Here is a 24,858-nt window from a genome sequence, read left to right as displayed (position 1 = left end):
GCACTAGCAGCTCAGCTATGGAAAACACATGACGACGAAAGTTGACATTCGCAAGCTAAGTTTCGTAAACGAAATGGCGAAAGTTGGAACGAACGGCGTCGCCGACAACATGAGCAAACTGACCGGCCAACACGCCCGGATGGAGGTAACCAAGACGAACTTTGTCGACGTCTTGGATCTCGAGCGGCAGTTAGACGACGAGAATCGCGTCGGCGTCCGGGTTCGGTTGCAGGACCCGCCACGTGGTCACATCCTTATCCTTTTTCCTGAGGAGAGCGCAAAGAAGATCACGGCGATCATGCTCGACGACGTCGTCGACGACCTGACGGACGTCTCCGGGAAGATGGCACGAAGTGCAGTCGAGGAGATGGGGACGATGATGGCAAACGGCTTCATCGACGGCTGGGCAGACGTGCTCGGGCGGGTCATCGACATCGCTGCCCCGCAGTTGGTGTATGCACCCGCTGGCGAAGTCGTCACTCGGACGGCGAGTCTCGACGGGGACGACCTCGCGTTGTTTTTCGACTCGGAACTGACGGTGCCGAGCTACCAGATCGAAGCCGAAATCTACGCGTTCCCCGACGTCGAAGCGTTCGTCGAACTGGTCAACGATATTGACGTCAAAACGACATGAAACTCGACGTCAACGCACTCGGGACGTTCTATCGGATGGCAAGAGAAGGTGCCGGGCTCGCTGCAGGGCGGCTGACGCATATGACCGATGTCGAGACGCAAGTCGGCGTCACGAAGCTCAATTTCATGCGTGGCAGTGAAATCTGCCAGGCGTTCGACGACTCGACCGAAAAGGTCGGCATTCGCGTCGACCTAGACGGTGCAATCGAGGGGTACTCGGTGATCGTCTTCGAGCGCGAAGCGGCGCTCCGGATCGTCGATACGATCGTTTCGGAGCCCGAAACAGCAGCGTTCGACGAGATGACCCGCAGTGCTGTGACCGAGGTTGGCCACATCATGAACAGTGGGTTCGTCGACGGTTGGGCCGATGTCTTGGAGAGTGTCATCGATGTCTCGACGCCCGAACTCGTCATCGACGAATCGGCCGACCAGTTTTTCAACGACGTCGACGAGACGGCGGGTCCCGGCCAGGAGAACGACCTCGCGTTGCTCTTCCAGAGTCGGATCGAGACCGTCGACACGGAGGTCGGGTTCAGCCACTATCTCTTCCCGACCCATCGTTCGATGTCGGCGCTACTCGATCGGCTCCGGACCAGTGACGGCATTGCCTACGATAAACTCGAGGGGTTCGACCGGATGGCAGAGCGTGGAGCCAAAGAGATTGCCACCACCGCGACGACGCTGACTGGAATCGAAACCAGCGTCGAGATCCGACGGCTGAACTTCGTCTCACTCGAGGCGATTCCACAGTCGGTTCCCGACGAACAACTCGTCGGCGTCGCCTTCGAGTTCGACGGCGTGCCAAGTGGCTATCTGGTTTTTCTGTTCGACGAGCGGTCGGCACGGAAGATCGTCGACGCGATGGTGCCGACCGTGGCCGACGGAGTGGACGGCGATCCTGGAGAGTTCGACGAGATGGAAACGAGCGCGATCACGGAGCTCGGAAACATCATGGCAAGCGGATTTTTAGACGGGTGGGCGAACGTACTGGACACGACGATCGATCACTCGACGCCGGAGTTTATCCACGATATCGGTGCCGCAGCGGTTGATCCGGTTGTCGTCCAGCTCGGCTCACAGCAGGAGTTCGCGTTCGTTTTCGACACCATCATCACGGCCGACGGCCGGGACATTGATTGTGAAGTGTACGCGATTCCCAACGAGGCCGACCTCGAACGAGCGTTGAACGATCTCGATGTCGACCGAGTCGAGGAGGAACCGACGACGGCCGAATTTCAGGAAGTCGATAACGCATGAAGACGTACGGAACAGAACCAGGTATCCCGTCGCCAGCACGGGTTGGTATCTCGGAGATTACGGTCAGCGAGGGCGACGACACGCTCACGTCCTACGGGCTTGGCTCGTGTCTCGCGATCGCACTCTACGACCCCGAGACGGAGATTGGCGGACTCGCACACGCGATGTTGCCAGATGGCGACGCCGCCGAGAACAGCGATCGCAAGCCAGGCAAGTACGCGAATACTGCGATCCGTGCGCTGCTCCGACGCATGGTCGAAAATGGTGCCAGTTATACGTCCGTCGAAGCAAAGATAGCTGGAGGGAGCGACATGTTCGAATTCGACAGTTTTGGCGACGGGGTCGGGCAACGCAACGTCGTTGCGGCGAAAGACGAACTCGAGAGACTCGGTGTTCCACTCGTTGCCGAAGACGTCGGCGGCGAAACGGGGCGGACTGTCGAGTTTACGCCCGGGACGGGGGCGCTCGTGGTCAGGTCGGCCAACGAAAGCGGAGAAACGAGAAAATATGACTGACGATCCTTTCGACGAACTTCTTTCGTTCGTCGAGAACGAACTACAGTTCGCAACGAGCCACTACAACGACAGCTATCTAGATCGGCGGGTTTCCTCCCGGATGCGACGAACCGGGAGCGACAGCTACGCGGAGTATCTGTCCGTTCTGCAGGACGAACCGGACGAACAGGAGGCACTACTCGAGGCGATGAGCATCAACGTCACCGGTTTCTTCCGCAATCCCGACGTCTGGTCGGGCATCGCCGACGTCCTCGAGACGCTTTCGGACGAGAAAAGCAGTGTCGACGTCTGGAGTGCCGCGTGTGCCGACGGGCGCGAGCCGTACTCGCTTGCGATGCTCGCTCACGACGTCGACGGAATCGACGAGTCCCGGATCGACATCCTGGGAACCGACATCAGCGAGCCAGCCCTCGAGACGGCCCGCGAAGGCGTCTACGAAGAGTCACGGACGGCCGATATGGACGACCAACTCTCTTTTCTCGACGACTACTCCCGGTACGTGGATCGGGATGACCGTACCTACCGCATCGCGGATGACGTCCAGGGGACCGCCAGTTTCGAACGGCACGACCTGATCAACGACGATCCGAAGTCCGGGTTCGACCTCGTCGTCTGCCGAAACCTCTTCATCTACATCGACAACGAGTACAAACGCTCCATGCTCGAGGTGATCGCCGAGTCGTTGCGGCCCGGCGGCTATCTCGTGATCGGGAAAGCAGAGACGATTCCACCGACGCTGAAGTCCGCGTTCTCCGTCTACGACGCCCGGCTCCGGATCTACCAGCACGATTCCGACTCGGGACGCTAACGCTCGCGTGACGCCAGGAGACACCGATCGATGACTGAGTCTCGGACCGACGCTCTCGACTGTCGCTCGTATCTTGCCCGGTCACAGGCTGTCGTCGATACTTCGCCGCCAGCGACTCGGAGAGCAACCCGCCGCTGGCTCGTCGAGCCCCTGCTCGAGGTGCTGGGCTGGGCCGTTGGCGACGACTGTGTGACCGACTACGCTATCGCTGACACCACTCTCGAGTACGTCGCGTCGATCGAGGGAGTGCCGTCCGTTTTCGTCGCCGTCGAATCCGCCGACGAGTCGCTGGTATCGTCGCGAGCGAACGCCGTTCGAGACGCGATGGCGTCGACGGGGGTCGATCGCGGAATGTACACGAATGGCAGAGAGTACCTCCTGTTTGCGGGCAGTGAGCGAGCCGCCATCGCCCAGCTAGCTTTTCATCGGTCCGAACTAGCGGAGTACGAGTCGACACTCGCCCACTACTCGCGACCCGTCGTCGCGAAGCGCCTCGAGCGTGCCGACCGATCGTTCGTCGGCCGCCAGCTCGCCGTCGAGCGAACAGCGCTCGTCGACGCGATCAGCAACGAACTGTCTGCCGTCGTCGACGCTGACGAGACGCACGCAGCGACGTTCGACTCGGCCACGGACCAGTTCGTCGCCGAATTGATCTCGACGCTCTCGTCGGACGCCGCCGGACCCACTCTCACGTTCGAGGACGCGAACACCACTCGAGAGAACGACGGCGACAGCGACCCGGCGACTCGATGCACGCCCGTAGCCGACGACGCTGACGAATCTGCTGCCGACCGCGTGGATGATTCCGACGGAGACGCTGACGAACGCGAACGAATCGACGACGCCACGGGCGAACGCGACGGCGAAGACGGCGAGTACGTCGTCCGGTTTTTCAACGATCGCGGATCGATCGGTGCTATCGGCCACTCGAGTTCTAGCCAGGCACTCCTCGCGACCGCGGAGTACCTCTTCGAGCGTGGCCTCTCGGGCGTCAACCTTCCCTGGGGTCCAGGTGACGACGGCAAGACCGTCCTGAACGACGAGCCAACCCGTGCCGACGGCACCTCGATGGACGCTCCGCGAGCGCTCTCGAATGGCTGCTATCTCGAGACCGCTGGGGACGTGCCCACGCGTGCTCGGCGTGCGAAGGCGCTCGCCGCTCGAGCCGGGTTGCGGGCGATGTTGACCGGCGACTGGGGCGACGAGACTGCGTAATTAGTACCGGACGTCGATTTCGACGACCGTAACGACGGCTCGGTCGGCGTTACAGACGCCGATTACGTCGCCGTCGTCCGGATCGTACCCACCGTGTTCTTCGACGTCCCAGTCACCAGCAGAGACAGCCCCGTGCCACGCCCGCTCGTATTCGGTGTCGTCGATACCGATCGAGACGTTGGCATCGCCGGTGACGTCTACGATGCGCGTGTGACGGTCGGGGTCGGTTTCGACCACAGTTACTCCGAGTCCGTCGTGACTCTGGATAGAGCGATTCTGTGAGTCGACAACTGCGAGCGTAACGACCGCGGTATCGTCCCGACACGTCAGAAGCGGGTCCTCGAGGAGAACACTGCCGGTGTCGTCGGCTCTGACGAGTCCGCCGGCTTCGTACGCGATCGTCTCCGACTCGTAGTGGTACGCGAACTCACCGACATCGAACGCCCCGTCTTCGGTGGCGATTTCGGAGAACGGCTTGTCGTCACCGATCGGATCGCCGCCGACGGAGACGTTCACCACAGTCCCGGAACTGCCCGCCGTGACGGTCCCTTCACGGAGCGTCAGTTCGCCGTGCCGTCGGTCGATCCCGTCGTACCGCAGCACGTCGTTGACGTTTTCCGTGAGCGCGTCCATCGCACGCTCGGCGTTTGCCACCTGTTCGGCCTCCTGATAGCCGTCCATCGCCTGGAATCCGGTGACAGACAGAAGCGCGACCGACGTGAGGATAACTCCAAAAACGAGAACGAACGCGACCACCTCGGAGACTGCCCGGTCGTCCCCACCGAAGCGGCCAGTCGTGGTGTCCGTTGCTCCCGTCATCGCCGCTCACTCTCGATGCTGATATTGCCGTCTTCGTGGGCGACTGTTATCGGACCGCCGGTCGCATCGCTTTTCTCGACGTCCGCCTCGACGACCAGTGGGACGTGGACGGTCACGTCGTGATCGTCGGCCACCAGTCGCAGACAGTCGGTCGGCTCGGTAAGCAGCGGCGCATCGCTACACTCCGACTCCGGTAACAGAGTCACCATATACCCCGTATTTGCGACCTGCCGCGGGTGGTCGGCAGCCATCGCCACTGAATCGTCGTCCTTGTTTGCCATTCGATCGACGTTCGAAACCTCTCCAGCGAGTCGTTCGCCGATGGTCTCCAGCGAACTCTCCGCGGACCGCTCCGTCTCGAACTCGAGCATCGCACTGGCCCCCATCAACAGCATCCCGATGAGTATCGTCGTGATACCGATCGTGAGGACGTGCGTGACGGCGACCGAGACGCCACGTTCAGCGGTGTTCCCGATCATGAGTCATCCGGACAGTTCTCGTCCGTTGGTCCGATTTCTCTCGTCTGGCTGTAACTGAAGTCGTGTGAATCGTACGTAATTGTCACGTTTACCGACTCTCCATCGCCCGGGTCGTAATCCGCGTCAGTTATCTCGATACTCGTCACTGCCGGACTCGAGTGAGCAGTGAGAGCACGATACGCGTCGTTCAGATCGTCGACTTCTGCCTCCAGTTCGGTGCTCGTGTCGCTTTTCTCGAGCAAACACCCGACGCTTTGCTCGATCTCGAGACCAGTCACTTCCTCGGTGGCTCCACTTTGGCTCGTCTCGCCCGACGATATCGTCTCCGTGTAGAGAACGCCGTTGAACACCACGATGACGCCGAGAATGATGAACGCAAGCGCGATCGCACCGACGAGGATGAGTTGGCCGCGCGTGTGGTCACGACGTCTCTCTACCATAGGATCACCCGCACTTCGACGACGTTGTACAGGGACGAGGTAGCATCGTATTTGTCCGGAATTGTCTCCGAGTCTGCAGCAACGTTCCCGCGAAGAGACCCGTCACTTTCGTCCGAAGTGACGGTCTGGTTGTCATACAGCGTGACCGTATAACTCGCCGTCACAGCGTCCGGGGCCGGGCTACCCTGGTAGACGAGCGTCTGGTTGCCGTACTCGCCGTCGTCGGTCGGATACCGTAGTTCGACGTTGTAGCTGTGGCCGTCCTCGGCAAACCGGTCGGACAGTATCTCGCCGAGCGCGAACGTCTCGCCGAACGTCTCCACGTCGTAGACTTCTTGACCCGGACCACTCTGTTCGGTCCCGTTGAAAGCACCCTCGCCGTCCCAGTATCGCAGCATGTACGAGAGGTCGTCTTCCTCCGCCGCAGACGCGACGACGAGGGCGTCTTGGATCTCCTGCTGGATCTGTGCCTGGACGGCACGGTCTGTGGCCCCACCTGTCGTCGGCGTGATCACGACCGACTGTAACGCGAGCAGGACGGCCATCAGGACGATCATCGCGCCGATAAAGCCCTCGAGAGTGTAGGCCTGCCCACGATCCGCGTTTCGATGGACGTGTTTTCCCGGCATGCTATCACCAGACCCTCACGACGAGTCGATAGGGGGTGTTCTCCTCGAGTCCGTCGCCGACTCCGCCCTCGATCGTGACGATACGTGCGGCACTCGCTGCCGGTTGATCCTCGTAGACGGTTCCGATGCCGTCTATCTCCCCTGTCGGCGTTCGGTCGAGTTCCTGAACGGTGACGTTCACGTGATCGACGAGGACACCCTCGTCGGCCGTCCGCAGGCCGAACGTCCCGGCCAACTCTTTGTCTCCCATGTCTGCATAGTCGCTCAGATCGTCACCATCTATCTCGTTTGGCGACTCCGTCGAGAGGGCCTCGACGAGCAGGTCCGCGACCCGGTCTGCTTGTGCCGTCTCCGCACCACCTGTTGCAGTGTCGTAGGGAGTGACGACCGACGGCAGGAAGGCAAAGACGAAGGCGATCGCCAGGATGAAGATCCCGATCCCGACCGCAAAGTCCTGGGCCGTCTGTGCTCGCTCCCGTGACGGACTCGTCGATTCAGACGCGCGTTCTCGAGCGTTCGTGCCGTCTCGAGTGTGTTCTCGAATCATCTCAAGCCACCAGTGACCAGCCAACGAGTGCGATCGTCGCCAGTGCAACCGCGTACTTCAGGCCGCTGAGTATGTTCGCGTCGCGGATGTAGCCACAGATGAATCCGGAGATGATTCCCTGTAAGGTCACGGCGTGGAAGAAAAGAACAGACAACATGTCGACGTCGACGTTGTCACTCAGGTCGGCCTCCGCGAGTTCGCCTCCGCCGCTACCCGCATCGGCCGTATCGGCGGTTCCACCGGCTTCTAAGCCGGCCATCGTGTCGATGAACTGCGTCTTGAGAATCGCGATCACCGCAAGCACCGTCATGAACGTCATGATGATGATGACGACCTGCATCCGAGTCCGTGACTTGCGCTCGCGTTCGATGTCGTCGTGATTCTCGCTGGCGCGAGCGGCCGTCCGGAGCACGTCGGTGATCTGGTTCGACGCCTCCTGGGCCTCCGTGATGAGTCGCGTCGTCCGGGCGAGCCGCGGGATGTGGTACTTGTTGTTGAACTCGATGAGCGCCGCTTTCAGACTCGTCCCGTAGTTGACCTTCGTGTGCATCATCTCGAACTCGCGGGCGAGTCGGCCGTTCGTCGTGTCCGCGACGGATTTGAGCGACTCGAGCAGCGTCATCCCGGTGTCGTTCGCACTCGAGAGTTTGCGAAGGTCTTCGGAAAGTTGGTTGACGACGGCAGTTCGGTGACGGACGTTCCACTCCCGAAAGATCGCGAGCGGAATCGCGATAACGTACAACGGGACGTAGACGTAGACGAACGTTCCCCAGATGGGGTTGGCGACCATCCCATTCCAGGAGGTCGGCACTCGTCCGGCCATCATGACTGTCGCGACGATGACGAGCGATGCCGGAACCGTGATCGCGAGGGTAAGCAGCGGGTTGTCACGGAAGAAGACGTGGGGCCGACACAAGACCTCGATCGTCTCGTGGGTCCCCTCGCGGTTCTTGATCCGGGAGAAAACGCTGTGACCGCCGGTGTACTGCTCGACGAGTCCGAGATCGAGAACGCCGCTTTTCCCCGTTTCGGCTCGCGTCTCCGACCCCCCCATCGACAGGTAGCCGTCACCAGGTTCGTCGTGTTTGACCGTCGAAACCAAGACGAGAAACCCGAGGCCGAGAAGCGGGATCAACGCATAGACCGTCAGATACAACATCTCGTTGCTCACAGCCGCCTGCGGGATCATCTGCATGACGACCATGATGATAATCAACAGAAGCGGGAACAGCGACAGCGTCATGTACATCTCGCCGAACAACTCGAGTGTCTCGAGAGTCAGTTCCTGTTCCTGTTTGGCGGTGCGCATGTGCTTTTCTTTCTTGTCCTCGAGGAAGTTCTCCATGTCACCGCCGCTGTTGACGATCGAGAGCATGTCCGTCAGGAACTGCGAGAGTTCGTCGCTTGGCGTCTCGAGAGCCTGCTTCCGGATCGCTGTCCGGTAGTCGACATCGAAGTAGTCGGTCTCGTTGACGATACTCTGGAACTCCTTTGCGACCTCGCCGTAAGTGTCGTCGGCCTCGGCCATCGCCTCGATGATCTCGAGTTGGTTCAGGCCGCCGACCGACAGTGCGTACATAAAGGAGACGGAGTCGCTCAACAGCATGTTGATCTCGCGTTTACGAGCCGAAGCACGCGAGTAGGGGATCGCGGCGAGCGATCCAAACCCGACTGTGAAGCCGACCGTCCCGAAGACGAGCCCGGTACAAAAGACCAGCGCCGGGACGCGAAGTGTTTCGACGATTTCGACGAGCGTCTGGTTCTGGATCGGCATCCCGAACGCATCGACGGTGACGAGCCCGGTCGCGAAGATACCGTATCCCAGCGTGAGGCCGATCAGCCACAGTGCCAATCCGCTGATAAACCCGACGCCGAGCGCCCTCGAGAGGTAGAGCTCGACGGTGTCGGTCATTCGGGCTTGGGCGAGTTTGGTCTCTACGTCGGCAACGAACTCGCTGTCCTCGTGGAACAGACGATCGTACAGTGGATAAAACGCGTCGCCGAACCCGTCTGTGCCACTGCCTCTATCGGTACGGTTACTGTCTGTTTCGAGGCTCATGCGTCGGTGTCCTCGTCGGTGTGTCCGTCGTGGGTGTCTTCGTCGGCAGCGTCGAATATCGAATCGCTATCGGGCGGAGACTGGCGTTTATCGAACAGCGACTCTCCCTCACCGGACGACTCGGCCGCGTCGTCCTCACTGAAAAGCGACGACGACCCGCTCTCGGCATCGCTTTCGAAGATCGACGCCCCGTCCTCGCTCTCTTCCGACGCCACGTCGCCGGCACTCCCGTCGTTCTCGTGCTCGCCATCCCCGAGTTCGATCGTCGGCGGATCGCGCTCGCGATCGTTCGCCCCGGACGTTCGATCGCTGTGCTCGTCGTCGATCGCCCCGTCACTGCTCGAGAGCCGTTCCTCGTCGAAGCTAGCTGTTACAGCATCGTCGGTGTGAGATTCCAGGTCGTCTTCCGTGGTCGCGTCTTCGTCGGCGTCGATCGCAGGCAGCTCTCGGTTCGCAGTTTCGTTCTCATTGGCGGTCGAGGAACGCTCGATCGGCTTCTCGTCGTCTTTCGTGGAGTCTTCGCCGTCGCTCGTGTCGGAACCGGACGTCGATCCGAACCCATGCTCTGTCACGGAGAACACCGGCTGGTCGTCGCCGGTCGTGTCGTTTGGCTCGTCCAACTCGGTCGGTTCCATCTCGTTGATCTCGTCGAGCGTCTCGTCGATGTCGTCGAACAGGCCGGCGAAGTCCTCGTCGTCGGGCTCGTCCGAGGGCACAGAGTCCGGATCGTCGGTGTCGGCAGACGGCCCACGGGCCGACTCCGGTTCCGGCCCGGGTCCGGCCGCGCCCTGGTCGACAGCGTCAGTCGGCCCAGCGGTGTCGGTCGAGTCATCGTCGGTCTCGCGATCTGCAGTCGCCATGTTGAAGCCGTCGACGACCGGCTTTCGCTCTGTCGAGGCGTTCGACTCCGAGGCGGTAACGAGTCCCGTCTCGGTTTCGTCCGGGTCGGCGGCGGTCGTCGTCGCGTCGCCTTCGTCCGTTCCGACGTCGAAACCGCTGTCGTCGGCCAGCCACGCCGGCGAACCGTCGACGTCGGTGTCGCGTCCGACCGCGTCGTCTGCGCCGACGCCAGTGACGTCTGCCGACGGCGTCCAGTCGTCCGTCTCGGCGACGCCGTCACCACCACCCGTTTCGTCGTCGCTCTCGGCACCGACTTCGATTTCGTGCTCGGCTTCGACGTCTCCGAGTGCGCTCGCGAGACCGGTCGGTACTTCGCCGCGGTACTGTTCGAACAGCGACTCTTCGGCACGCTCTAGAACGTTCGTCGCAGTGCGTTCGACTTTGGAGCCTGCTTCCGGGCGCGGGACGAGTTCTTCTTTCTCCGGATCGACGTCGATGAGGACGCTCTCCATCTCCCGGAGGTCCTGGAGACTATCCTCGAGCTGGCCGTTGGCGACGAGCGTGAGGATCGTGTCCGGGTCGTTGATGAACGCCTGTGCCGTCGCGGCGACCTCCGCGTAGGTGTTCAGGCCGTTCTTGATGAGGTAGGCGAGGATGACTTTGCGTTTGAACAGTTCCCGCTCGAGTTTCTCGCGGCTCCAGCCGCGGTCGAACTGGATCTCTTCTAAGGTGTTCGAGTCGCCCATCTTGAGAAACTCGTCGGTTTCTGCCTGCCACTGGTAGACGTCCTGGACGTTGATCTCGTCGTGTTCGGCCTCGTAGTGGTTGATCTCGGTCAGGGACTTGTTCCGACGGACCTTCTGTCCCTGGACTCTCGTCTGGGTCTGGATCGAGACGAGATCGAGCGCCGTGAACATCGTCTTCGAGACGTTGATCGGGTCCGTCGTGAACCGTTTGAGCACCTCGTCGACGGAGTCGGCGTGGAAGGTCGTGTAGGTGGTGTGGCCCGTCGACATGACCTGGAACAGCGTCCGCCCTTCCTCGCCACGGATCTCACCCATCACGATGTAATCGGGCCGTTGACGCAGTGCAGCCTCGAGCAGGTCGAACTCGTCGACATCGCCCTGTTCGTCGTCGGAGAACGAGGGACGGGTGACGCTAGCGATCCAGTTTCGCTGTGGCAGTTCGACCTCGCGGGTGTCCTCGATGGAGACGATTTTCGCGCTCGAGGGAATAAACAGCGAGACGGCGTTCAACGAGGTCGTCTTCCCCGAGGCGGTTCCACCGGCGAAGATCAGACTCTTGTGGTTCTCGATACAGAGCCAGAGAAACGCCATCTCGTCCAGCGAGAAGGTGTTCCAGTTGATGAGGTCGATTGGGGTGAATGGGACGTCTTTGAACTGGCGGATCGTGTAGTTGGTTCCGTGATCCGAGACTTCCTTGCCAAGCGTCAACTGCGCCCGCGAGCCGTCGGGCAAGGTCGCGTCGACCTGCGGGAGTCGTTTGCTGATCCCCTTCCCGGAGCGCTGGGCGAGTTTGACGACGAAGTCGTCGAGTTCGTCCTCGCCGTGGTAGACGTTCGAGATAATCTGCTCGTACTCCGAATGGTAGACGAAGACCGGCGAGTTGTAGCCGTCACAGGAGATGTCCTCGACGTTGATGTCGTGTTTGATACCGTCGATGCGTTCGTAGCCGATGAAATTCCGCTTGAGCAGGTACAACAGCTTCTCGACCTGGTACTCGTTTAACGTATCCGGGTCCTCCTCGAGAACCACCGGCTCCGGCCGGACCGTGATCCCCTCGAGTTCGTCGGGGTTGGCTTCGATCTCGACGTCTTCTTCGTCGTTCAGTAGCCCCTTGATGGTAGCAAGGAGGCCACGTTCCGTAACTCCGGCCCCGTCAGTGGCGTCCTCGAAGAGGTCGTACCGTTTCAACAGGTTCCGTGTCTCTTCCTCGATGACGTCGCGTCTGCCTTCCTCGCCGGCTTTCTCTTTGACCCCCTCGTCGGAGTACTTGATTGTCTTTCGGAGCTTTCCCGAAAGAAACTCCTGTAGTTCTCCTTCGATCTCGTTGAGGTATGGCTCGATCACGTAGTACTTTTTCTCGTTTTCCTTCTCGGAGTGGAAGATGACGACGTAGGCGTAGGGTTTGTTCACCCAGTACCGCTCGAGTTCCTGAAAGTGACGCTTTTTCTCGAGTGGCACCGCCTTCTCGAGGTCGTAGCGGTTCGCGAGCGTGGTCGCACCAGTCGCAGTCGAGAAGAACTCGTCTTCGTCGACGTCTTCCTGGACGTTCACCGTCCGCTCGTCGACGACCTCCGCGAGCTTCGTCGCGGCGTCACTCGCTTTCTCGAGTCGGCCTTCGATCTCGTCAGGATCGAACCCGAGCGTCGCTTCCGGTTCGTGCGGGACGATTTCGCCACCGACATCGCGGGGTCTACTCCCGTCGTCCTCGTAGTAGTACTCCCACTTGTAGTGTTCCCACGTCCAGACGTCTTTGACGACCGGGGTCGTCTCCGGATCGACGTACTCGAGAAACTCCGCCTCGAGCAGGTCGTGATTGTCACCGGCGGTCGGAAGCACGTAACTCTCGATGTCGTCCGGGTGGTGACCGAGGTAGCTTGCCGGGTCGAACGAGACGGCGTCCCAGTCGTCCCCACTGGGCGGATCGGGGTCGATCTCTTCGCCGGTTTCGAGGCCGAGCTGGTCTCCACTGTGGGGGTCGTCGGGATACAGCGTGGACACTTCGTCGGCGTAGCCGGACTCTTCCATGAAGTCAGCCCACGTGTACTCTCCGGGACGGACCGACGACTGTGGCTCCACCTCGTCTTTGGGGGTTCGTTCCGCCTCCGACGCAGCGTCGGACGCCTCGCCCTCTGAGATGTCGCCGGCGTCCGACTGGTCGGCCTCGTCAGTAGCCATTGAATTCAACCAACGACTCGGCCTTCAAAAAGGTCACGTAACCATTACCACATCTGATAACGGAAACTGAAACACGCTCTTCCAGGCCTGAGACGTGCTTTATTCCCCGTTGTCAATCGGGCCTACAGAAATTTCCATTAGCTACGATGCGGATACTATAACTCACCCAACAACTAGTCTCGAGATCGTATAATAGACAGGCTGTGTGAAAATAACTTCTGTTGAGTGAGTCCAGGCTGTTTCCACGAGCCCCCAGAATCGCAATTATTGTACTCGCAGACAAATATTCGGCATACAATGTTAGCTATTTCTGTGGTTCTACGTTCAGCTGGCAGTAAGAAGCTATACCTGTCGCGAACTACAACTGGATCGTATGCAGTACGCTGACTCGGAACGAGCACGGGACGTTGCCGACCGTGCCCGCGAATTGATGGAAGACATCGTCCTCCCGCGAGAGCGCGACCGCGCCGGCGGCGTCCCGATCTCGAGTGGCACCGTCGCGGAACTGCGAGACGCCGCCCGCGAGTACGACATCTACGCGCCACAGATACCCGAGGAGTACGGCGGGATGGGACTTGGCTTCCGGGACTCGCTTCCGGTGTTCGAGGAAGCCGGCCGGAGCATCCTCGGCCCGGTCGCGATGCGCGTCGACGCCCCCGACGAGGGGAACATGCACCTGCTCGAGATGGCCGGCGACGACCTCCAGAAGGAAACTTACCTCGAGTCGCTGGTCGCCGGCGAGATCACATCCGGGTTCTCGATGACCGAGCCGATGCAGGGAGCCGGTTCGGACCCGAAGATGATCCAGACTACTGCGGAGAAAGACGGCGACGAGTGGGTCATCGACGGCCACAAGTGGTGGACGACCCAGGGACTCGACGCCGACGTCCTGATCGTCCTCGCACGAACCGACGAAGACGTCCATCCCTACGAAGGCTGTTCGCTCTTTCTCGTCCCCGCCGACGCCGACGGCGTCGGGGTCGTCCGCGACGTGCCCCACATGGGCGGCTCGAGTCACGGCATCTCCCACGCCGAGATCGTGTACGACAACGTCCGTGTCCCCGAGGAACACCTGCTCGGCGAGCAGAACCAGGGTTTCGTCCACGCACAGGCGCGTCTCGGGCCCGCGCGCCTGACACACTGTATGCGCTACTCGGGGATGGCCCAGCGCGCACTCGAGATCGCGAAAGCCTACACGAGCGAACGCCAGGGCTTTGACTCGACGCTCTCGGAGAAACAGTCGCTTCGCCACCGCATCGCCGACGCCGAAACCCGACTCCACGTCGCCCGGACCGCGATCCGGGACGCCGCCGATCGAATCGCCGCTGGCAACGAAGCCCGCGTCCCCGTCTCGATGTGCAAGGTGTTCACCGCGAACGCCACCCAGGACGCGATCGACCTCGCGGTCCAGTGCTGTGGCGCAAACGGCATCGGCAAGGACCTCCCGCTGTCGGACTTCTACGAGGCCGTCCGACAGTTCCGCATCGTCGACGGGGCCGACGAAGTCCATCGCCGCGTCATCGCACGTGCTGCGTTCGAGGACGTAAACAAAGACGAACTCGAGCCGCTGACCCGGTTCGGCGAGCCGAATCGGTGACTCGAGTCCCGAAAGAGTGGACTCGAGGGCCGGCACTCGAGTCGGTTCTGCTCGGGCGTCGGCGCGACGGGGTTCGAACCCGATGGCGAGACCGCGCTTCGCTCGCCGCTCTCTAGTTCGAATCCTGCACGATCCGTTTCCGGCCACTCGCGTTCGCTCGTGGCACGAAAACGGGCGTGGCGGGATTCGAACCCACGATCAGAAGGTTAGGAACCTTCTGCCCTCTCCGCTAGGCCACACGCCCAGAAGGCTTGTTAGTTGGGTTCCGTTTCGGTCTCCTCTTCGGCGCTGGTGACGGGTTCGGTGTCGACGAAGTCCTCGTCGTTCTCGTCGAGATCTTCGAAGTCACTTTCGCGCATTTCATCGAGTTCCGTTTCGACCTTTTCACGTCCCTTCTGGAATTCGCCCATGGCTTCGCCGGTCGACCGTGCCAGCTTCGGGATCTTGTTGGCCCCGAACAGCAGGATGGCGATGAAGAGGATGATCAGGAGTTCCGGACCCCCTGGGATGGGGGCGAACAGCGGTGCGATTTCGACTACCATCTCTATGCGTGGCTTACCCGCTGGCAATTATAACCTTTTTGGACCGCTCAGTTGAACAAGAGTCCACGACACACCTATCCGTGAACGAAACTGTCTTTCCTTTCTGCCTAGAACTAGCCTTCGATGGTAAACACAGGAGATACCGCGCCCGACTTCACCGCACCGCTTGCCAACGGCGACATCGACTCGTTCACGCTGTCGGATCGACTCAAGGACGAGGCACCGATCGTCCTCGCCTTTTTCCCCGGCGCGTTCACGAGCGTCTGCACAGAGGAGATGTGTACGTTCCAGGATCGCCTGTCGGCCTTCGACAACGTCGACGCGACCGTCTACGGTGTCAGCCGCGACTCGCCGTTTACGCTCAACGAATTCCGTGCGCAAAACGACCTCGAGTTCGGACTTATCAGCGACCTCAATAAGACGGTCGTCGACGAGTACAGCGTCGAGATGGACTTCGACGATCTCGGCGTCTACGGCGTCGCAAAGCGCTCGGTGTTCGTGATCGATGGCGACGGCGAGGTTACGTACGCCTGGAGTAGCGACGACCCGGGAGTCGAACCGGAGTACGCCGAAGTCGAGGTTGCAGCGGAAGACGCGACTTGAGCCGACCTGTCGCCGCGGTGGGCCCGTCACTGCACGATGGGTCGTAGTTGCACCGTCACCGACGAGCAGAATCGGCCTGGGGCCCGACCGCCGAGTCTCGTTTCCCGACCCCCGCAGAGTTTTTTTGGGCGGCAACCGAGATTCGTCTATGAGCGATGCTGCCGCCACCGACGATGCTCGTCGCGTCTACGCGCCCGACGACGACCACGCCTTCCCCGACGAGAAACTAAATCGCATCCTCGAGTTCGTCGAAGACGACGAGGAGATTCAGACCTATCTCGAGGCACAGAACGTCAACGCGGTCGACCGGATGCAGTACAACGATCACGGCACGAAACACATCGAAATCGTTCGCAACCGCGCGCTGTGTCTTTACGACCTCCTGAAGGAGGGTGGCGTCGGATTCCACGCCGAACAGCAGGGTCTCGAGGAGGAAGACGAGGCGGTAATCGTCGCACTCGCGGCGACGCTACACGATGTCGGCCACGTGGTCCACCGTGACGAGCACGTCTATTATTCGATTCCGCTTGCGGCTGACATCCTCGACCGCGTTCTCCCGGAGTTCTACGACGTCGCCGAAACCGTCCGGGTTAAAGGCGAAGTGTTGCACGCAATTCTCTGCCATCACACCGCCGAGACGCCGCTGACGACCGAAGCCGGCGTCATCCGCGTGGCCGACGCGCTGGACATGGAGAGTGGCCGCTCACGTATTCCCTACGAACACGGTGGTCGTGGGATCAACACGCTCTCGAGTCAGGCTATCGAGCGTGTCTCCCTTCACGAGGGCGACACCCGGCCGGTGATGGTCGAGATTGCGATGACGAACGCCGCTGGCGTCTACCAGGTCGACAATCTGTTGAAGGCGAAACTCCGCGACTCCGGGCTCGAGGACGAAATCCGGATCGTCGCCGTCAACACGAACGAGAACCACGAACAGCTCGTCGAACGGATCGAACTCTGAACACGACGGGCGAATCCATCCTCATAGCAACAGCCCAAGCCTCCACTGTTGGGTCGAACCAGGTCGTGTCGGTCGGTTCGATCTAGTACCGTCCCAACCGTCGACTGACGGGTCGAATCGAGCGACACCGCCAGATTCGACCCATCAGTGCAGGCTTGGCCCGCCACTAGTGTTTTGGCAAGCCTGAACGGATGAGTGAAACCGAATGCAGTCGTCTGGGTTCACGCAGCAGTCGACGCTTGGCGGAGTACTAGTGGGTGAGCTCGTACTGGCCGTCTCGTCGCTCCAGGTGGCCTCGCTTTCTGAGCGTACTTGTAATCGAGAGCACGGTACTTTTCGATAGCTCGAGGTCTGTACAGAGTCTGTCGGCCTGACAGTCCCCGTGTGCTGCGAGGTAGAGGTAGACGAGTTTTGCACGCGGCGACTCGAGGTCGTTGGGAATCGATACGTTCCGCTCCGGAACAGATTCCGCAGTCGGTTGCATACGACACGTTCATCGGTTCGACAATAATAAAGTTAAGTGTCGACGATAGTCGAAATGTGGCGGCAGGATCGGGCACTCTCGAGGCGTTGTCTCGGGAGTACTCGAGTGAGTTCTGGAATCGGAGACTTTTCGTTCGCGCCGCCCCGTTGACCGATATGAATTACGAACTCGTCTTTCTCGGACTCGTTACTGGGGCGATAACTGGTGGTTTCTTCGCGTTGTTCGACGTGCCGATCCCAGCACCCCCGGAACTACCGGGACTGATGGGGATCGTCGGGATCTATCTCGGCTACAAGATCGTCAAGTCGCTAGATCTAACCGTCGATCTTGCCGGGACGTTCGGCTTCTGACTGAAAACGTCGATCGTCGAAGGGTAGTTCGGCAGAGCGCGTTGTCAGGGGGCGACCTCGAGTGCGGCCGCACACTCGCGTGCTCGGTCGCGGATCGCGTCGGCGTCGGCGACGAGAACGTCTCCGTCGGCCATCAGAACCTCGCCGTCGACCATCGTGAACTGCACGTCGTCGCCGTGGGCCGCGAAGACGAGATGCGAGAGCACGTCGTGGATCGGCGTTGCGCGCGTGAGATCCGTCTCGAGGCCGACGATGTCTGCTTTCCAGCCCTCACGGAGTTGCCCGACGGCGTCGAACCCTGCCGCTCGAGCGCCATTTACCGTCGCCATCTCGAAGACAGTACGGGCAGGCAGTGTCTGGGGTTCGAGTTGGTCGACTTTCTGGAGAAGACTCGCCTGTCGCATCTCGGTGAACGGATCGAGCGTGTTGTTACACGGCGGGCCGTCGTTGCCGAGCGCGACGTTGATCCCTCGGTCGAGGTAGTCGTGGATCGGTGCGACGCCGCTTGCCAGTTTCATGTTCGAAGAAGGACAGTAGGTGACGTTAGTTCCGGTCTCCGCGAGCAGCTCTCGTTCGCTCTCGTCGGTCCAGACACAGTGAGCGAGGACGACGTCTTCGCCCGTCAACCCGACCTCGTCGAGCCAGTGGACGTTTCGTCGTCCGGTTTCTTCTTCGACGGTGGCGACCTCGTCACGGTTCTCGCTGGCGTGAGTGTGGATGTAGACGCCGTCGTACTCGTCGGCCAGCCGACGAGTGCCGCGGAGACACGCCTCGGTACAGCTGACGGCGAACCGTGGCGTCAGCGCGTACCGAATTCGGCCATCCTCGACGCCGTGATACCGCTGGATGAGCCGCTCGCTCTCGTCGAGTGTGTCGTCGGTGTCCTCGAGCAGCCCTTCCGGAGCGTCCGTGTCCATCATCACCTTGCCGAGTCGACCGCGGATGCCCATATCGCGGGCTGCCTCGAATGCCTCTCCGGCATGGTGGACCGAGAGGTGGTCGATACAGGTCGTCGTCCCGCTCTCGATCAACTCGAGATAGCCCAACTCGGCTGCGACACGCATCTCCTCGGCCGACAGGGAGGCCTCCATCGGGAGCACGTAGTCGAACAACCACTCGAGCAAGGCGGTATCGTCGGCGATGCCGCGACCAAGACTCTGGACGGAGTGGACGTGTGCGCCGACGGTACCCGGCGCAAGCAGGTCGTACTCGTGGCGCTCGCGGTCCTGATAGCGTTCGATACAGTCCGTCCGCTCACCGACGGCGACGATCCGGTCGTCCTCGACGACGACAGCACCGTCGTCGATGACGGTTTCGGCGTCGACGATCACTGTCCCCGACAACAACATATCGACTTACGGTAGCCGGTCCCGATCCTTATCACTGTGGATCTGTGACTCGACTTCTCGATCGGTCCCGCGGGCCACCGACGGCACGTCTCACCCGAACAGTCGGGCAGCCACAGATCGGACTGCCGTCGCTACGCGAGGCATCACCCAGCCAAAGGCCAAGAGCGCGACGACCGTAAGATAGCCAACCCCCAGCGGGAGCACGAGTACCGGCAGCGACTCCCAGAAGAGATAGCCACCCACGACGAGAAGCGGCGCGAGAACGAGGTTCGCGTACACGAATCGCTCGAGGCTCATTGCTCGAGCGTATCGAGGGCAAACGGATAGCCCTGCTGGTTTCCGCCAGCGAGACGACCGGCCGATCGCGCCAAGCGGTGAGCGAACCCCCGATCGGCGCGTCAGTAACTCCGCACTTTTGGCTCGTACTCTTTCTCTTCGCCTTCGAGGATGACGGGCCGGTAGAAGATCTCTGGCTCGCCGTCGTCCCAGGAAATGAGCGTGTGCTTGAGCCAATTCTCGTCGTCGCGCTTCTGGTTCTCCTGTCGCCAGTGAGCCCCACGGAACTCGTTGCGGACCAGCGCACCGAGCGCAATCGTCTCCGCGACGTCGATCAGGTTCCGCGTCTCGTAGGTTTGCTGGAGGTCCGTGTTGAAGGTGCGCGAGGGGTCGTCGACGTAGACGTTCTGGTACTCCTCACGGCACTCGCGGATGATCTTCAGTGCCTTCTTGACGCCTTCTTCGGTCCGGAAGACGTTGACGTAGTCGGTCATCGCGTTCTGGAGCTTCTGGCGAATCTCGGAGTGTTGGACGCCGTCGTCTCTGTCCATCAGCCGGTCGACGCGCTCGCGTTCGCGCTCGACGGCACGCTCCAGAAGACCGTCCGCGTCTGCCATGACGCCTCCGTCGGCAGCCACACCACTCGCAGTCTCGAGTCCGGCCGCACCTGGCTCGACGGGAAGTTCGGTGCCGTCGTCTTCGACGTCGTCGCCGTAGCCGGTCAGGATCTGGGGGTCGCCGAGATCCTCGCCGGCGGCGTGGCGGCCGGCGCGCTTGCCGAAGACGATCAGCTCTGGCAGTGCGTTCCCGCCGAGTCGGTTACCGCCGTGGACGGAGACGCAGGCACACTCGCCAGCCGCGTAGAGACCGTCGATGTTGGTCTGACCGTTCTCGTCGGTCTCGATGCCGCCCATGGCGTAGTGCTGGCCGGGCTTGACCGGCATCGGCTCGACGAGGCCGTCGACGCCCTCGAAGTCCTCCGCGAGGTGCAGAATGTTCTCGAGGCGGTCGAGAATGCGTTCCTCGCCGAGGTGGCGCATGTCGAGGTGGACGTACTCGTCTTCGACGCCGCGTCCTTCGTCGACCTCGGTCAGTTCGGCCCGGGCGACGACGTCGCGGGAGGCGAGTTCGCCGGAGTTGTTCGCGTAGCCGTACTCGAACATGAACCGTTCGCCCTCGTTGTTGTAGAGGATGCCACCTTCGCCGCGGACGCCTTCGGAGATGAGGACGCCGGTCGAGGGAAGCGACGTGGGGTGAAACTGGATGAACTCCATGTCCTCGAGTGGCGCACCCGCTCGGTACGCCATCGCGTGGCCGTCGCCAGTACAGGAGACGGCGTTGGTGGTGTGATCGAACGCCTGCCCGGGACCGCCGGTCGCGAGAACGATGCCGTCGTTGGCTTTGAACCCTTCGATGGTGCCGGACTGGACGTCGTAGCCGACGACGCCGTGACACTCGCGCTCGTTGGGGTCGTCCTCGTTCGTGGTCGCGAGGTTCATCACGTACCACTCGTCGTAGACCTGGATGCCGCGTTTGACGACCTGCTCGTACATCACGTGCAGCAGGTGGTGACCGGTCTCGGCACCGGCGTAGGTGGTCCGAGGGTACGAGAGGCCGCCGAACGGCCGCTGGGAGACGCGTCCGTCTTCCTCACGGGAGAACGGCATTCCCCAGTGCTCGAGGCGCATGGTCTCCTCGGGAGCGTCCTGTGCGAGAGTCTCGACTGCCGGGGCATCGCCCAGGTAGTCCGACCCCTTCATCGTGTCGTAGGCGTGCAGTTCCCAGTCGTCGCCCTCCTGGAGTGCGGCGTTGATACCACCTTCGGCTGCACCGGTGTGGCTGCGGACCGGGTGGAGTTTCGAGACGAGTGCCGTGTCGGCTCCCGCCTCGTGCGCTGCGATTGCGGCTCGGAGGCCAGCGCCGCCAGCGCCGACCACGATGACGTCGTGTTCGTACATAGTTACCAGAACTTCAGGTTCTTCTTGACTGCCTCCCGCTTGAGCTCCTGAATGTGCTCGGTCAGCGGGATGTCTTTTGGACACACCTCGGTACAGGAAAACTGCGTCTGGCACCGCCAGACGCCGTGTTCCTGCTCGAGAATACGGAGCCTGTGCTCTTTGATCTCCTCGCTCTCGCGGTCGTCCATCGCAAACCGGTAGGCCTTGTTGATCGCCGCTGGGCCGAGGTACTCGTTGTCGCCGGCTGCGATGTTACACGAGGACATACACGCGCCACACCAGATACACCGCGTCGACATCTTGATCTTCTCGCGGTTCTCGCGGCTCTGGCGTTGTTCTTCCAGGTCACTCACCGGCGGCGTGTCCTCGTCTTGGAAGTACGGCTCGACCGCGTGCATCTGATCGTAGAAGTGACTCATGTCGACGACCAGATCCTTGACGACCTCCTGGTGAGGCAGCGGCTCGATGCGAATCGGCTGCTCGAGGTCGGAGATCTGGGTCTTACACGCCAGTCGCTGTCTGCCGTTGATGAAGAACGCGTCGGAGCCACAGACTGCCTGTCGGCAGGAGTGGCGGAACGTAAGCGAGGAGTCGTACTCGTCGCGGGCGTAGATGACCGCGTCGAGGACGGTCATCCCTTTCTCGAAGGGGACGTGGAAATCGTCGAAGCGCGGCTCCTGCTTGCCCTCGACCTCGGGATCGTACCGAAACACCTTGATGTGTACCGTTTCACCCTCCAGTTGGGCTTTCCGTGCGGGCTCTTCCTTGGCTTTCGCGTCTTTCTTCTCGAGTCGCCGTTCCTGTGGCGACTGCACACCCTTCATTTCGGGGTCGTCCGGTGCTTCCTGGGTTTCGGGTTCTTGTTGTTGCGTACTCATGTTAGCTCCATCCCGCCATAGCGAGTGCGACGTAGGTCCCTTGGACGATCAACGCGACACCTGCGATGACAAGGACCCAGAACACGATTTTCTTTGGGGTCCCCTTGAGGCCCTGGTTGACTAGGGCGTTGTAGACGCCGTTCAGGCCGTGGAATGCGCCGGCGATCAGGAACAACACCATCGTCAGGAAGTAGCCAACGTTTTCCATTCGGGCCTGCGTGCCAGCGAACGTCACGTCGGCCGCGTGATTGACGAAGTGAAGCTGGAAGAAGTGGAAGGCGAGCACGACGACGAGAAACGCCGCCGTGATCCGCTGGAGGAGCCATCCAGTTCCACCAGGCGTGAACGTGGAGTAGCGTTCGGACACGCTAGAACACCCCCGCGAGGAACGTTGGGACGCTGGCGACGGTGATAACTCCCGTCAGGATCAGCGACGCGTAGAAGCTCTTGTCCTGTGCCTCGAGGCCGATTCCGAGGTCGATCATGAGCAGCCGAAGGCCGTTCAAGATGTGGAACACGGCTACCGCGAGCAGGCCAATCTCGAGGACACGGACGATGACCAACCCCTCGAGTCCCCCGAGGGTTGCCGTGTATATGTCGACGGAGACTTCTCCCGTTCCGTCGACGTTCGGCAGCGCCTCCGCGCTAACCGTTACTTCTTCGCCCTGTGCCGCCCCGATCGCCGTGCTCAGCACCGCGATGTGGGTAAACAGGTAGCCGATCAGCATCCACCCGGTGAACTTGTGGAAGATCCACGCCCACATCCCGGCCGAGAACTCCTTCCAGCGACCGAAGTCCTCGATGAGGCCGCGATTGTAAGACTGACTCATACGCTCATATGGACGGTTTGACCGCGAGGGTATAGAAGTTACTTTTATCGTGTCCGATTTCCGTTACTCTGTGACCGAGACCGAATCTCGAACCGACGTGCGTGCCCAACTCCCGAACGGATTCGGGACAGCCCGCCGATACGTCAGTCATACAGCTGTCCGCTGGCTTCGGTCTCGCGTCCCAGATCGTTCGTTCGCGGGCGAGCACTGCCATGTGGGGCGAAGAAGACAGAAGAGCGTGACCCTGCTGTGTGGTCTCGGCCGTGAAGTCCCTCGGGGACAAGCCTCGAGGCCTGATATGGATCGCTGTAACGATCACCGACGACCGCCGCCCCGTTCTGGCGATCGACAGTAATCGACTACAGTAAACCGGATGAAGCAGTGACACCAGGAAACTGGTACAGCATCCGTATCAGTGCCCACCGGACTGCAGGACCGCTGGTTGCCGACAGGCACCGTTTCGACTGTCCCTGTTCCAATGCAAGTGTTTTGATCGATCGGCGACTTCCCGACGAAACTTTCGAAAAACTCTCCTCGTGGGTATACGTTTTGTAGGAGGATATCGTAACTCGAGTCATGAAAATTCGCGAAGCAACGCAATCGGACGTCGACGCCATCCGATCGATCGCCGACCGCTCACTGGGTTCTACCTACACCGACTTCCTCTCGGAAGCGACAGTTTCGGACGCGATCGACCAGTGGTACGGCGATGGGTTCGAGGACGATCTCGAGGACGACGACACGCTCGTCCTCGTCGTCGAACGCGACGGCGACGTCGTTGCCTTCTCCCAGACCGAACTCGTCGGCAAGCCACACAGAACCGGCAAGTTGCTGTGGCTCCACGTCGATCCCGACCACCGGGGCGACGGCACCGGCGTTCGATTACTGGTCCGGACGCGCGAGACGTTGCTCGAGGCGGGTGCCGAACAAGTTCAGGGATTCGTCCTCGCGGACAACGAAGGCGGCAACCAGTTCTACCGGGATCACGGCTTCGAGAAGGCCGGCAAGCGCGAGGTCGAGATCGGTTCGGAGACGTTCACCGAGGCCGTCTACGTCGAAAGCGAACTCGAGGACGAAGGGTGGGGTGCGATCGACGAACTCGAGGTGGACGGCGAGACGGTCTTTATCAGTTACGGTGAGGCAGCACGTGGCTCGAAATCGCCGTTCTACACCGCCTACCAGACGGAAGATCGCGAGAAGCGGTACGGCTGGCTCTGTGGGAACTGCGACTCGCTGGACAACGCGATGGACACCATGGGTCGCATCGAGTGTAACGTCTGCGGAAATCGGCGGAAAGCAACGCGATGGGACGCGTCGTACCTGTAAAATTTTTATAAAATCGGTGACTGGTCGGCGTATGGACCACGACCACGCCGACCCGAACAGGCTCGGACAACTCCATCACGTCGAACTCTACGTCTCGGACTTCGAGACATCAGTCGACTTCTGGGGGTGGTGGCTGACGGAACTGGGGTACGAACGGAAAGACGAGTGGGATGGCGGGCGGTCGTGGATCAACGGACCGACCTACGTCGTGATCGTGCAGGCGGACGACGATACCGCGGCGTTCGATCGACGGACACCCGGTCTGAACCACCTCGCCTTCCATGCGGATTCGCGAGAACAGGTCGACTACCTCACCGAGTGCGCCCGCGCTCGAGACGACTCGCGCGTCCTCTACGAAGACCAGCACCCCTACGCAGGTGGCTACTACGCGCTCTACTGCGAGAGTCCCAAGGGGCTCAAACTCGAGGCGATCGCTCCAGATTCGTCCGGTTAGTTCGACTGTACACCTCGAGTAGACCGCAGTTTCGCCCGCGGGCGGGCAGCTGTCCCCCTGTTGTCTCCGCATTACAATTGGTCGATTG

General features: G+C 61.2%; 26 protein-coding genes and 1 tRNA gene. 11 read left to right on the top strand and 16 right to left on the bottom strand.

Going from position 1 to position 24,858, the window contains the following annotated elements; all coding sequences use genetic code 11:
- Positions 1 to 28 precede the first annotated feature (28 nt).
- Genes NATGR_RS02475 through NATGR_RS02455 form a run of 5 tightly spaced genes read left to right on the top strand, consistent with a single transcriptional unit; the run spans position 29 to position 4,428 of the window.
- Positions 29 to 634, top strand: coding sequence for a chemotaxis protein CheC (locus NATGR_RS02475; protein WP_005576326.1), 606 nt, complete (start codon positions 29 to 31; stop codon positions 632 to 634).
- The gene (locus NATGR_RS02470) at positions 631 to 1,890 is read left to right on the top strand and encodes a chemotaxis protein CheC (protein WP_005576329.1); all 1,260 of its coding nucleotides are present in this window, start codon (positions 631 to 633) and stop codon (positions 1,888 to 1,890) included. Before NATGR_RS02475 ends, NATGR_RS02470 begins: the two co-directional genes overlap by 4 nt.
- Positions 1,887 to 2,405, top strand: a complete 519-nt coding sequence (locus tag NATGR_RS02465; protein ID WP_005576331.1) for a chemotaxis protein CheD — start codon at positions 1,887 to 1,889, stop codon at positions 2,403 to 2,405. Before NATGR_RS02470 ends, NATGR_RS02465 begins: the two co-directional genes overlap by 4 nt.
- Positions 2,398 to 3,213, top strand: coding sequence for a CheR family methyltransferase (locus NATGR_RS02460; protein WP_005576333.1), 816 nt, complete (start codon positions 2,398 to 2,400; stop codon positions 3,211 to 3,213). The genes NATGR_RS02465 and NATGR_RS02460 overlap by 8 nt, the downstream gene beginning before the upstream one ends.
- 30 nt (positions 3,214 to 3,243) lie before the next feature.
- Positions 3,244 to 4,428 carry a hypothetical protein gene (locus tag NATGR_RS02455; RefSeq protein ID WP_005576335.1) on the top strand — a complete coding sequence of 395 codons (1,185 nt, stop codon included), beginning with the start codon at positions 3,244 to 3,246 and terminating at the stop codon, positions 4,426 to 4,428.
- Here the strand turns inward: NATGR_RS02455 and NATGR_RS02450 are convergent, their stop codons facing one another.
- The 7 genes from NATGR_RS02450 to NATGR_RS02420 are packed head-to-tail and all read right to left on the bottom strand — an operon-like array spanning position 4,429 to position 13,162.
- Positions 4,429 to 5,247 carry a DUF7289 family protein gene (locus NATGR_RS02450; protein WP_005576337.1) on the bottom strand — a complete coding sequence of 273 codons (819 nt, stop codon included), beginning with the start codon at positions 5,245 to 5,247 and terminating at the stop codon, positions 4,429 to 4,431. It abuts the gene before it with no gap.
- Positions 5,244 to 5,726 carry a DUF7266 family protein gene (locus NATGR_RS02445; protein ID WP_005576339.1) on the bottom strand — a complete coding sequence of 161 codons (483 nt, stop codon included), beginning with the start codon at positions 5,724 to 5,726 and terminating at the stop codon, positions 5,244 to 5,246. The genes NATGR_RS02450 and NATGR_RS02445 overlap by 4 nt, the downstream gene beginning before the upstream one ends.
- Entirely contained in the window at positions 5,723 to 6,166 is a 444-nt protein-coding gene (locus NATGR_RS02440) for a DUF7261 family protein (protein ID WP_005576340.1), read from the bottom strand. Before NATGR_RS02440 ends, NATGR_RS02445 begins: the two co-directional genes overlap by 4 nt.
- Positions 6,160 to 6,795 carry a DUF7288 family protein gene (locus tag NATGR_RS02435; protein WP_005576342.1) on the bottom strand — a complete coding sequence of 212 codons (636 nt, stop codon included), beginning with the start codon at positions 6,793 to 6,795 and terminating at the stop codon, positions 6,160 to 6,162. The genes NATGR_RS02440 and NATGR_RS02435 overlap by 7 nt, the downstream gene beginning before the upstream one ends.
- Before the next feature lie 4 nt (positions 6,796 to 6,799).
- Entirely contained in the window at positions 6,800 to 7,342 is a 543-nt protein-coding gene (locus NATGR_RS02430; protein WP_005576344.1) for a DUF7287 family protein, read from the bottom strand.
- A 1-nt stretch (position 7,343) separates the two neighbouring features.
- Positions 7,344 to 9,401 (bottom strand): type II secretion system F family protein, encoded by a 2,058-nt coding sequence (locus NATGR_RS02425; RefSeq protein WP_005576346.1) that lies wholly within the window; start codon positions 9,399 to 9,401, stop codon positions 7,344 to 7,346.
- The gene (locus tag NATGR_RS02420) at positions 9,398 to 13,162 is read right to left on the bottom strand and encodes a type II/IV secretion system ATPase subunit (RefSeq protein ID WP_005576348.1); all 3,765 of its coding nucleotides are present in this window, start codon (positions 13,160 to 13,162) and stop codon (positions 9,398 to 9,400) included. The genes NATGR_RS02425 and NATGR_RS02420 overlap by 4 nt, the downstream gene beginning before the upstream one ends.
- Positions 13,163 to 13,535: 373 nt before the next feature.
- On the opposite strand from NATGR_RS02420, the gene NATGR_RS02415 reads away from it, so the two are divergent.
- The gene (locus NATGR_RS02415) at positions 13,536 to 14,759 is read left to right on the top strand and encodes an acyl-CoA dehydrogenase family protein (RefSeq protein WP_015233251.1); all 1,224 of its coding nucleotides are present in this window, start codon (positions 13,536 to 13,538) and stop codon (positions 14,757 to 14,759) included.
- A gap of 171 nt (positions 14,760 to 14,930) precedes the next feature.
- Here the strand turns inward: NATGR_RS02415 and NATGR_RS02410 are convergent.
- Both NATGR_RS02410 and tatA read right to left on the bottom strand, forming a co-directional pair.
- A tRNA-Arg gene (locus NATGR_RS02410) sits at positions 14,931 to 15,003 on the bottom strand.
- Between the two features lie 10 nt (positions 15,004 to 15,013).
- Entirely contained in the window at positions 15,014 to 15,301 is a 288-nt protein-coding gene (gene tatA, locus NATGR_RS02405) for a twin-arginine translocase TatA/TatE family subunit (protein WP_005576350.1), read from the bottom strand.
- A 123-nt stretch (positions 15,302 to 15,424) separates the two neighbouring features.
- Between tatA and NATGR_RS02400 the strand changes: the two genes are divergently transcribed.
- Positions 15,425 to 15,904 (top strand): redoxin domain-containing protein, encoded by a 480-nt coding sequence (locus NATGR_RS02400; RefSeq protein WP_005576351.1) that lies wholly within the window; start codon positions 15,425 to 15,427, stop codon positions 15,902 to 15,904.
- Between the two features lie 148 nt (positions 15,905 to 16,052).
- Positions 16,053 to 16,865 carry an HD domain-containing protein gene (locus NATGR_RS02395; protein WP_005576353.1) on the top strand — a complete coding sequence of 271 codons (813 nt, stop codon included), beginning with the start codon at positions 16,053 to 16,055 and terminating at the stop codon, positions 16,863 to 16,865.
- 250 nt (positions 16,866 to 17,115) lie between these two features.
- Here NATGR_RS02395 and NATGR_RS02390 read toward each other — a convergent pair whose 3' ends face one another.
- A complete protein-coding gene (locus NATGR_RS02390) occupies positions 17,116 to 17,349 on the bottom strand; it encodes a helix-turn-helix domain-containing protein (RefSeq protein ID WP_005576356.1) in 234 nt (77 codons plus the stop codon).
- A gap of 155 nt (positions 17,350 to 17,504) precedes the next feature.
- Here NATGR_RS02390 and NATGR_RS02385 point away from each other — a divergent pair, with 155 nt between their 5' ends.
- A complete protein-coding gene (locus NATGR_RS02385; protein WP_015233250.1) occupies positions 17,505 to 17,699 on the top strand; it encodes a XapX domain-containing protein in 195 nt (64 codons plus the stop codon).
- A 44-nt stretch (positions 17,700 to 17,743) separates the two neighbouring features.
- Here NATGR_RS02385 and NATGR_RS02380 read toward each other — a convergent pair whose 3' ends face one another.
- From NATGR_RS02380 to sdhC, 6 genes are all read right to left on the bottom strand, one after another.
- The gene (locus tag NATGR_RS02380) at positions 17,744 to 19,048 is read right to left on the bottom strand and encodes a 5'-deoxyadenosine deaminase (protein WP_015233249.1); all 1,305 of its coding nucleotides are present in this window, start codon (positions 19,046 to 19,048) and stop codon (positions 17,744 to 17,746) included.
- A 90-nt stretch (positions 19,049 to 19,138) separates the two neighbouring features.
- The gene (locus tag NATGR_RS02375; RefSeq protein WP_005576363.1) at positions 19,139 to 19,345 is read right to left on the bottom strand and encodes a hypothetical protein; all 207 of its coding nucleotides are present in this window, start codon (positions 19,343 to 19,345) and stop codon (positions 19,139 to 19,141) included.
- A 101-nt stretch (positions 19,346 to 19,446) separates the two neighbouring features.
- A complete protein-coding gene (locus NATGR_RS02370; protein WP_005576365.1) occupies positions 19,447 to 21,282 on the bottom strand; it encodes an FAD-binding protein in 1,836 nt (611 codons plus the stop codon).
- Positions 21,283 to 21,284: 2 nt separating this feature from the next.
- On the bottom strand, positions 21,285 to 22,160 hold the full coding sequence (locus NATGR_RS02365; protein ID WP_005576367.1) for a succinate dehydrogenase/fumarate reductase iron-sulfur subunit: 876 nt from the start codon (positions 22,158 to 22,160) through the stop codon (positions 21,285 to 21,287).
- Between the two features lies 1 nt (position 22,161).
- Complete coding sequence (locus NATGR_RS02360) at positions 22,162 to 22,527, bottom strand: succinate dehydrogenase hydrophobic membrane anchor subunit (protein WP_005576369.1); 366 nt, start codon at positions 22,525 to 22,527, stop codon at positions 22,162 to 22,164.
- Between the two features lies 1 nt (position 22,528).
- Positions 22,529 to 22,990 (bottom strand): succinate dehydrogenase, cytochrome b556 subunit, encoded by a 462-nt coding sequence (sdhC, locus tag NATGR_RS02355; protein WP_005576371.1) that lies wholly within the window; start codon positions 22,988 to 22,990, stop codon positions 22,529 to 22,531.
- A 576-nt stretch (positions 22,991 to 23,566) separates the two neighbouring features.
- Here sdhC and NATGR_RS02350 point away from each other — a divergent pair.
- Positions 23,567 to 24,316 carry a GNAT family N-acetyltransferase gene (locus tag NATGR_RS02350; RefSeq protein ID WP_005576374.1) on the top strand — a complete coding sequence of 250 codons (750 nt, stop codon included), beginning with the start codon at positions 23,567 to 23,569 and terminating at the stop codon, positions 24,314 to 24,316.
- Between the two features lie 31 nt (positions 24,317 to 24,347).
- Complete coding sequence (locus NATGR_RS02345; protein ID WP_005576376.1) at positions 24,348 to 24,770, top strand: VOC family protein; 423 nt, start codon at positions 24,348 to 24,350, stop codon at positions 24,768 to 24,770.
- Positions 24,771 to 24,858: the final 88 nt, after the last annotated feature.

The organism is Natronobacterium gregoryi SP2, from assembly GCF_000230715.2.
Taxonomy (GTDB): domain Archaea; phylum Halobacteriota; class Halobacteria; order Halobacteriales; family Natrialbaceae; genus Natronobacterium; species Natronobacterium gregoryi.
Note: the sequence above shows the minus strand (reverse complement) of the source record. Positions and strands in the feature narration are given on the sequence as shown.

Excerpts from the sequence above, each read along its gene's own strand:
- NATGR_RS02440 (WP_005576340.1), bottom strand. The coding sequence starts at position 6,166 with ATGGTAGAGAGACGTCGTGACCACACGCGCGGCCAACTCATCCTCGTC.
- NATGR_RS02385 (WP_015233250.1), top strand. The coding sequence starts at position 17,505 with ATGAATTACGAACTCGTCTTTCTCGGACTCGTTACTGGGGCGATAACT.
- NATGR_RS02390 (WP_005576356.1), bottom strand. The coding sequence starts at position 17,349 with ATGCAACCGACTGCGGAATCTGTTCCGGAGCGGAACGTATCGATTCCC.
- NATGR_RS02465 (WP_005576331.1), top strand. The coding sequence starts at position 1,887 with ATGAAGACGTACGGAACAGAACCAGGTATCCCGTCGCCAGCACGGGTT.
- NATGR_RS02380 (WP_015233249.1), bottom strand. The coding sequence starts at position 19,048 with ATGTTGTTGTCGGGGACAGTGATCGTCGACGCCGAAACCGTCATCGAC.
- NATGR_RS02475 (WP_005576326.1), top strand. The coding sequence starts at position 29 with ATGACGACGAAAGTTGACATTCGCAAGCTAAGTTTCGTAAACGAAATG.
- NATGR_RS02430 (WP_005576344.1), bottom strand. The coding sequence starts at position 7,342 with ATGATTCGAGAACACACTCGAGACGGCACGAACGCTCGAGAACGCGCG.
- NATGR_RS02470 (WP_005576329.1), top strand. The coding sequence starts at position 631 with ATGAAACTCGACGTCAACGCACTCGGGACGTTCTATCGGATGGCAAGA.
- NATGR_RS02400 (WP_005576351.1), top strand. The coding sequence starts at position 15,425 with ATGGTAAACACAGGAGATACCGCGCCCGACTTCACCGCACCGCTTGCC.
- sdhC (WP_005576371.1), bottom strand. The coding sequence starts at position 22,990 with ATGAGTCAGTCTTACAATCGCGGCCTCATCGAGGACTTCGGTCGCTGG.
- NATGR_RS02435 (WP_005576342.1), bottom strand. The coding sequence starts at position 6,795 with ATGCCGGGAAAACACGTCCATCGAAACGCGGATCGTGGGCAGGCCTAC.
- NATGR_RS02450 (WP_005576337.1), bottom strand. The coding sequence starts at position 5,247 with ATGACGGGAGCAACGGACACCACGACTGGCCGCTTCGGTGGGGACGAC.
- NATGR_RS02445 (WP_005576339.1), bottom strand. The coding sequence starts at position 5,726 with ATGATCGGGAACACCGCTGAACGTGGCGTCTCGGTCGCCGTCACGCAC.
- NATGR_RS02395 (WP_005576353.1), top strand. The coding sequence starts at position 16,053 with ATGAGCGATGCTGCCGCCACCGACGATGCTCGTCGCGTCTACGCGCCC.
- tatA (WP_005576350.1), bottom strand. The coding sequence starts at position 15,301 with ATGGTAGTCGAAATCGCACCGCTGTTCGCCCCCATCCCAGGGGGTCCG.
- NATGR_RS02425 (WP_005576346.1), bottom strand. The coding sequence starts at position 9,401 with ATGAGCCTCGAAACAGACAGTAACCGTACCGATAGAGGCAGTGGCACA.
- NATGR_RS02370 (WP_005576365.1), bottom strand. The coding sequence starts at position 21,282 with ATGTACGAACACGACGTCATCGTGGTCGGCGCTGGCGGCGCTGGCCTC.
- NATGR_RS02455 (WP_005576335.1), top strand. The coding sequence starts at position 3,244 with ATGACTGAGTCTCGGACCGACGCTCTCGACTGTCGCTCGTATCTTGCC.
- NATGR_RS02365 (WP_005576367.1), bottom strand. The coding sequence starts at position 22,160 with ATGAGTACGCAACAACAAGAACCCGAAACCCAGGAAGCACCGGACGAC.
- NATGR_RS02350 (WP_005576374.1), top strand. The coding sequence starts at position 23,567 with ATGAAAATTCGCGAAGCAACGCAATCGGACGTCGACGCCATCCGATCG.
- NATGR_RS02375 (WP_005576363.1), bottom strand. The coding sequence starts at position 19,345 with ATGAGCCTCGAGCGATTCGTGTACGCGAACCTCGTTCTCGCGCCGCTT.
- NATGR_RS02420 (WP_005576348.1), bottom strand. The coding sequence starts at position 13,162 with ATGGCTACTGACGAGGCCGACCAGTCGGACGCCGGCGACATCTCAGAG.
- NATGR_RS02460 (WP_005576333.1), top strand. The coding sequence starts at position 2,398 with ATGACTGACGATCCTTTCGACGAACTTCTTTCGTTCGTCGAGAACGAA.
- NATGR_RS02345 (WP_005576376.1), top strand. The coding sequence starts at position 24,348 with ATGGACCACGACCACGCCGACCCGAACAGGCTCGGACAACTCCATCAC.
- NATGR_RS02415 (WP_015233251.1), top strand. The coding sequence starts at position 13,536 with ATGCAGTACGCTGACTCGGAACGAGCACGGGACGTTGCCGACCGTGCC.